Annotated in this window: 5 protein-coding genes; 3 read left to right on the forward strand and 2 right to left on the reverse strand. The window is 72.8% G+C overall.

Annotated features, from left to right (window positions below; all coding sequences use genetic code 11):
- Positions 1–22 precede the first annotated feature (22 nt).
- Both ABTZ17_RS25705 and ABTZ17_RS25710 read right to left on the reverse strand, forming a co-directional pair.
- Complete coding sequence (locus tag ABTZ17_RS25705; RefSeq protein ID WP_352198074.1) at positions 23–697, reverse strand: polysaccharide deacetylase family protein; 675 nt, start codon at positions 695–697, stop codon at positions 23–25.
- A gap of 233 nt (positions 698–930) precedes the next feature.
- The gene (locus ABTZ17_RS25710) at positions 931–2,124 is read right to left on the reverse strand and encodes an RtcB family protein (protein WP_352198075.1); all 1,194 of its coding nucleotides are present in this window, start codon (positions 2,122–2,124) and stop codon (positions 931–933) included.
- A 189-nt stretch (positions 2,125–2,313) separates the two neighbouring features.
- On the opposite strand from ABTZ17_RS25710, the gene ABTZ17_RS25715 reads away from it, so the two are divergent.
- The 3 genes from ABTZ17_RS25715 to ABTZ17_RS25725 all read left to right on the forward strand — a co-directional run bounded on the left by ABTZ17_RS25715 (position 2,314) and on the right by ABTZ17_RS25725 (position 5,941).
- Complete coding sequence (locus ABTZ17_RS25715) at positions 2,314–3,171, forward strand: DUF3558 domain-containing protein (protein ID WP_352198076.1); 858 nt, start codon at positions 2,314–2,316, stop codon at positions 3,169–3,171.
- A gap of 110 nt (positions 3,172–3,281) precedes the next feature.
- Positions 3,282–4,034: a DUF3558 family protein gene (locus ABTZ17_RS25720; RefSeq protein ID WP_352198077.1), complete on the forward strand. Its 753-nt coding sequence runs from the start codon at positions 3,282–3,284 to the stop codon at positions 4,032–4,034.
- A 149-nt stretch (positions 4,035–4,183) separates the two neighbouring features.
- Entirely contained in the window at positions 4,184–5,941 is a 1,758-nt protein-coding gene (locus tag ABTZ17_RS25725; protein WP_352198078.1) for a DUF2637 domain-containing protein, read from the forward strand.
- Positions 5,942–6,000: the final 59 nt, after the last annotated feature.

Genomic DNA, 6,000 nt, shown 5'->3' on the forward strand with positions numbered 1-6,000 from the left:
GCGGTGTACGCGGGGCGGCGCCTCAGACGAGGCCGGCCGCCTTCAGGTGCGGCATCAGCGGGGCCGGCTTGAGGCCCGCCGCCTTCGCCGCGTCGAGGGCCCGCTTCAGATCGGCCCCGAGCGTGGGCGTGAAGTGCAGCAGCACGATGTCCCCGGCCGCCAGCCGCGGGGTCGCCGGGGTCTCGCCCCAGGTGGTGAAGTCGTGCGTCCAGGTCACCAGGGCCTTCACCCCGCACGCCTTCGCGGCCAGCCGGACGTTGTCGTCGTACGTGCCGTACGGCGGCCGCAGCAGCTTCGGGGTCCGCCCGAAGACGCTCTGGAGCTGCTCCCCGGCGCCGCAGACCTCGGCGTCCTTGCCGGCGGCGTCCAGGGTGGTCAGGTCGGGGTGGTTGACCGTGTGGTTCTCCACCGTGGCCCGGCCCTCGTCGACGAGCCCGGTGAAGTACCCGGTGTCGTAGGACGTGGCGCCCGGCAGCAGGAACAGGGAGACCGGCACCCGCTTGTCGGTCAGGGTCCGGGCGACCTCGGGGTCGTGGTACCAGCCGTCGTCGATGGTGAGGAAGACGACCTTCTCGGAGGTCGGCACCTGCGAGACGACGGGCGGCAGCCCGGCCCGGGCGGCGGTGGCCTGTCCGGCGGCACCGAGACCCAGCGCGAGGGAAGCGAGCAGCCCGACCAGGGCGCGTGTTCTCCACATGCCACCCACCCTGGTCTAGACCAAGTACGACCGTCAACCCTTGCGCGGAAAACGGGAGTTGACCGTGCGGACCGGCCCCCATTTGATGCGGAGCACGCGGTGTGCGGGGGTATGCACGACGAAGAACGGTGCGTTCCCGGAGAGCCCCCCGCTCCCCCCGGACCGCACCGCCCGTCGCCCGTCGTCCGCGCGCTCCCCCCGGGCGCGCGGACCTCGACCCCCGTGCCGGGGGGTCAGCCCTTGACGCAGATGACCTGCTTCAGCTTCGCCACGACCCGCACCAGGTCGGTCTGCTGCTCGATGACGTGCTCGATCGACTTGTACGCGGCCGGGATCTCGTCCACGACCCCGGAGTCCTTCCGGCACTCCACGCCCGCGGTCTGCTCCACCAGGTCCTTCGCCGAGTACTGCCGCTTGGCCGCGGCCCGGCTCATCTTCCGGCCCGCGCCGTGCGAGGCCGAGTTGAAGGACTTCTCGTTGCCGAGCCCCTTCACGATGTACGAGCCGGTGCCCATGGAGCCGGGGATGATCCCGAACTCCCCGCTGCCCGCGCGGATCGCGCCCTTGCGGGTGACCAGCAGGTCCATGCCCTCGTACCGCTCCTCCGCCACGTAGTTGTGGTGGCAGCTGATCTCCTGGTCGAAGCTCACCTTGGCCTTCCGGAACTCCTTCCGGACGACCTCCTTGAACAGGCTCATCATGATCGCGCGGTTGTACCGGGCGTACTCCTGCGCCCAGAAGAGGTCGTTGCGGTAGGCGGCCATCTGCGGGGTGTCCGCGATGAACACCGCCAGGTCCCGGTCGACCAGGCCCTGGTTGTGCGGCAGCTTCTGGGCCACGCCGATGTGGTGGTCGGCCAGCTCCTTGCCGATGTTCCGGGAGCCGGAGTGCAACATCAGCCAGACCGCACCGGTCTCGTCGACGCAGAACTCGATGAAGTGATTGCCGCCACCCAGCGTGCCGATCTGCTTGCCCGCCCGGTCGCGCCGGAACTTCACCTCGTCCGCGATGTAGTCGAAGCGCTCCCAGAGCCCGTCCCAGCCCGCCGTCGGGAAGCCGTAGAGCCGCTTGGGGTCCACCGGGTCGCGGTGCAGGCCCATGCCCACCGGGATGGCCCGCTCGATCTGCGAACGCAACCGGGAGAGGTCGTCGGGCAGGTCGGAGGCGGTCAGGGAGGTCTTCACCGCGGACATGCCGCAGCCGATGTCCACGCCGACCGCCGCCGGACAGACCGCGTCCTTCATCGCGATGACGGAGCCGACCGTCGCGCCCTTGCCGTAGTGCACGTCGGGCATCACGGCCAGGCCCTTGATCCAGGGCAGCGTGGCGGTGTTCTGCAGCTGGCGGAGGGCGCCGTCGTCCACCGTGGCCGGATCGGTCCACATGCGGATGGGTACCCGCGCGCCCGGAACCTCTGTGTACGACATGAGACGGTCAACCCCCGTAAACGGATGAAAAGAACAAAAGTGGGAAAACGCAAAAGCCTCGCTCTTGAGCCCGAATGAGACATCGGACCGGCGTCACCAGCGGCGTGTGCGATACACATTGTGTCCACCCGCCGCCCCCGCGCGGCAAACGTTTTTCGGGCCTGGGACCAGGCCGAAGGGAGCGCGAGCGTGCAGCGGAAGGCAGTACTGCCCGGCATCGCGGCCGTCCTGGCCGTCCTGGTCACCGGCTGTTCGGGGGGCACCGGGTCCGAAGGACCCAGCGCCGACAGCAAGGCCGGCGAGACCGCCGTGGCGGCGCCGCCCGGCAAGTACAGCAGCCTGCCCGAGCCCTGCCGCACCCCCTCCGACGCCCGCCTGGAGGAGCTGCTGCCCGCCGCGCCCTCGCTCACCACGGAGCAGCGCGAGCAGCTGTACGCGGGCAAGGCGGACCCCACCTACGACGCGGACCGGCGGGTGGCCTGCCGCTGGCGGGCCGAGGACACCGACGCCACCCGCCTGCTGTCCATCGGCTTCGAACGGGTCATCTCCTACGACCGGGCCGTCAGCGACGACGACCGCGCCCAGGAGGTCTACGACCGGGCGCTGGCCGCGGCCCACATCCCGGAGGCCCCCGCCGGGAGCGGGTCCCCGGGCTCCCCCTCCGGCAGCCCCTCCGCCACCGGTTCCCCCTCCGGATCCCCCGCGGCCGGGACCGTACCGCAGGGCACGGCCGGCACCGGGGACGCGGCCGCGGACACCCCCACCGGCTCCCCCGAGACCTCCGCCTCCGGCTCCGCGACCCCGGTGCCGGGCTCCCGTGTGCTGGAGGGGCCGGGGGACGCCGCCTTCCTGGAGGACCGGCTCGGCGCGGCCGGTCCCACGGCCCAGACGCGGACCGTCCGTATCGTGTTCCGCACATCCAATGTGATCGTCACCGTGGAGTACACGGTGCAGCCGGGACAGTCCGGGATCACCCCCGACAGCGAGGAAATCCAGGACGGGGCAAGGAAGTTGGCGGGGGCGCTGGCGGAGCGGTTCGCGGGCTGACGGGCCCGCCCGGGGGCCCGTCGCGGCCCCGGGCGTGACCTCTCGCACTGCGTGCCGCTCACGGGTCGGGCTACCGTTGCACGTCCCGCCGACGACCGACAGAAGGAACCATGCACCGTTCAGCCTCGCGCCTCACCCGCGTCCTCGCCTGCGCAGCCGTCCCGGTGATCCTCGTCGCCACCGGCTGCTCCTCGGACTCCGGAAAGGACTCCGCCACGGGCTCCGGCTCGAAGGACGGCGCAAAGGCGGGCTCCTCCTCGTCCGCCGCCTCGCAGAGCCCGAGCGCCGCACCGTCCCCGACGCTGGAGAAGCCGGCGTTCGCCAAGCTCCCGGACCCCTGCAAGGTGCTGGGCGCGAAGACGGTGGAGAAGCTGGTCCCGGAGGCCAAGGACGCGGACGGCACGGCGGCCAAGTCCAACGACCTGTCCAGCCGCGCCACCTGCTCCTGGAACGGCCTCGACGAGGACGGCCTCAAGGGCTCCGACTACCGCTGGCTCGCGGTGTCCCTGGCCCGCTACGACTCGCACGACACCCTGGGCTCCGCCTCCGAGCGCGCCGGCGAGCAGTACACCAAGCAGGTCGAGGCCGCGAAGACCTCCGAGGGCGCCAAGGGCCTGAAGTTCGCGCAGGCCGCGGGCATCGGCGACCAGGGCACCACGGTGTCGTACAGCGTGAAGAAGGACGTGGACTTCTTCAACCAGACCGTGGTGGCCCGCACCGAGAACGTGGTGCTCACCCTCGACTACAACGGTGCCGCCTACGAGGGCGCGAAGGCCCCCGACAGCGCGGAGCTGCTCCAGGACGCGATCGCGGCGGCCAAGGAGGCCGTGACCGCGATCGCCGCCGCCAACAAGGGCGCCTGATCCGGGACCCGGCCGCCCCGCGGGCCGTCCCCCTCGCTCCGAGCGGGACGGCTTAGCGGAAGGAAGTGCTCCCCCGCGCGGGACGTGCGGGGGAGGGGTGTGCCAGGCTGTCCCGCCAGACGAGCTGTTGCCAGGGGAGGGGATCGCGGGTGGCCGCGATGCAGTTGACGCGCACGCACCGGATACTCATCGGTTGCGTGGTGGCCGGTGCGGTGGTGATCGCGGGCATCGGTTTCGCCGGTTCCTACGCCGCCGTGCGCGAACTCGCGCTGAAGAAGGGGTTCGGGAACTTCTCGCTGGTGTTCCCGATCGGCATCGACGCGGGCATCTGCGTGCTGCTCGCGCTGGACCTGTTGCTGACGTGGATCCGGATCCCCTTCCCGCTGCTCCGGCAGACGGCCTGGCTGCTGACGGCGGCCACGATCGCCTTCAACGGTGCGGCCGCCTGGCCCGACCCGCTGGGCGTGGGCATGCACGCGGTGATCCCGGTGCTGTTCGTGGTGACCGTGGAGGCGGCCCGGCACGCGGTGGGTCGGATCGCGGACATCACCGCGGACCGGCACATGGAGGGCGTCCGCATGACGCGGTGGCTGCTCTCCCCGGTGCCGACCTTCAAGCTGTGGCGGCGGATGAAGCTGTGGGAGCTGCGCTCCTACCAGCAGGCCGTGACCATGGAGCAGGACCGGTTGATCTACCAGGCGCGGCTCCAGGCCCGGTACGGACGCGCCTGGCGGCGCAAGGCGCCGGTGGAGGCCCTGATGCCGCTGCGCCTGGCGCGGATCGGCGTGCCGCTGTCGCAGACCGGTGCCTCGGGTCTGGCGGCGGCGGGCATCGAGCCCGCCCTGCTGCCGCCCGCGCCGGCCCCGCAGGGTGCGGCGGCCCAGGGCGGCGCGGCGGTGGCCGCGGCCGAGGCGGTGCCGGAGCTTCCGGCGGGCGCGCGTCCGGCGGAGCAGGGAGCGGCCGGTCCGGTCCCGGCGACCGCGGACGGCGCGGCGCCGGTGCGCGGACAGGCTCAGGGACAGGGACAGGCCGAGGCCCAGGTCCCTGACCAGGCTCGGGTCGCGCACCAGGCCCAAGGGCCGGTCCAGGTCGGGCAGGTGTCCGGGGTTCCGGTGCAGCGGTCCGGCTCGCAGGGCGTGCCGGGCGCGGGGCCGCGGCAGGAGGTGCCCCAAGGGGCCCAGGCGCCCCGGGTTCCGGCACAGCCGGGCGGGTACGGGCCCCAGGACGCACAGGCCACCGAGGAAGCCCGTGCGGCGCAGGCGGCGCAGGGCACCGCTCCGGGGCAGAACCCGTACGGTCCGCAGGGCGGGCCGGGTTGGTTCGGCCCGCAGGGTGCCGCCGGGCCGGAGCACCAGGTCGCGCCGGTGGCGTCGCTGGAGCCGACGGACATGCCGGGTCCGCACCCGAGCTCGTGGTTCGCCGCGCACGCGGACCCGCAGACCGTGAAGGCCGCGGGCGCCGCGCAGGACCCGGCCCCACAGCCCCAGGCCGAGCCCCAGCAGGCCCAACAGCCCCAGCAGGCCCAGGAGACCCAGCAGGCCCCGGCCGCCCCCCAGCAGGCCCGGGAGCCCCGTCCGCGGCAGCAGGCCCTCGTGGTGGCGGCGGAGCCGCAGCAGTCGCAGGGCCCCGCGGCCCACACGGCGGAGGCGATGGAGGCGGCGGACGGCCGGACCGCGGCCGAGCAGACCTCCTTCCCGGACGAAGAGACGATCTACGAGGCCGCGTACTCGGTCTTCCGGACGTTCATCGACGAGAACAACAGCATCCCCAGCCCCGAGCAGCTGGACATCTACCTGGCCGATCTGCACGGCATCCACCACCCGCGCTCCGGCACCCTGCTGCGCGCGATGCTCCCGCAGCTGAAGCAGCGTCACCAGGCGGAGCTGGAAGCCGAACACATCGCCTGAGCCGCACCCGCGCCACCACACGACGGAGGGCCGCCGGCCCCGGGAGAACACCCCGGGGC

The sequence above is a fragment of the Streptomyces sp. NPDC097619 genome, from assembly GCF_040302735.1.
In the GTDB taxonomy this organism is placed as follows: Bacteria; Actinomycetota; Actinomycetes; order Streptomycetales; family Streptomycetaceae; genus Streptomyces.

What these genes read in the sequence shown, in the direction of transcription:
- ABTZ17_RS25705 (WP_352198074.1), bottom strand. Translation starts at nt 697, where the DNA reads ATGTGGAGAACACGCGCCCTGGTCGGGCTGCTCGCTTCCCTCGCGCTG.
- ABTZ17_RS25710 (WP_352198075.1), bottom strand. Translation starts at nt 2,124, where the DNA reads ATGTCGTACACAGAGGTTCCGGGCGCGCGGGTACCCATCCGCATGTGG.
- ABTZ17_RS25720 (WP_352198077.1), top strand. Translation starts at nt 3,282, where the DNA reads ATGCACCGTTCAGCCTCGCGCCTCACCCGCGTCCTCGCCTGCGCAGCC.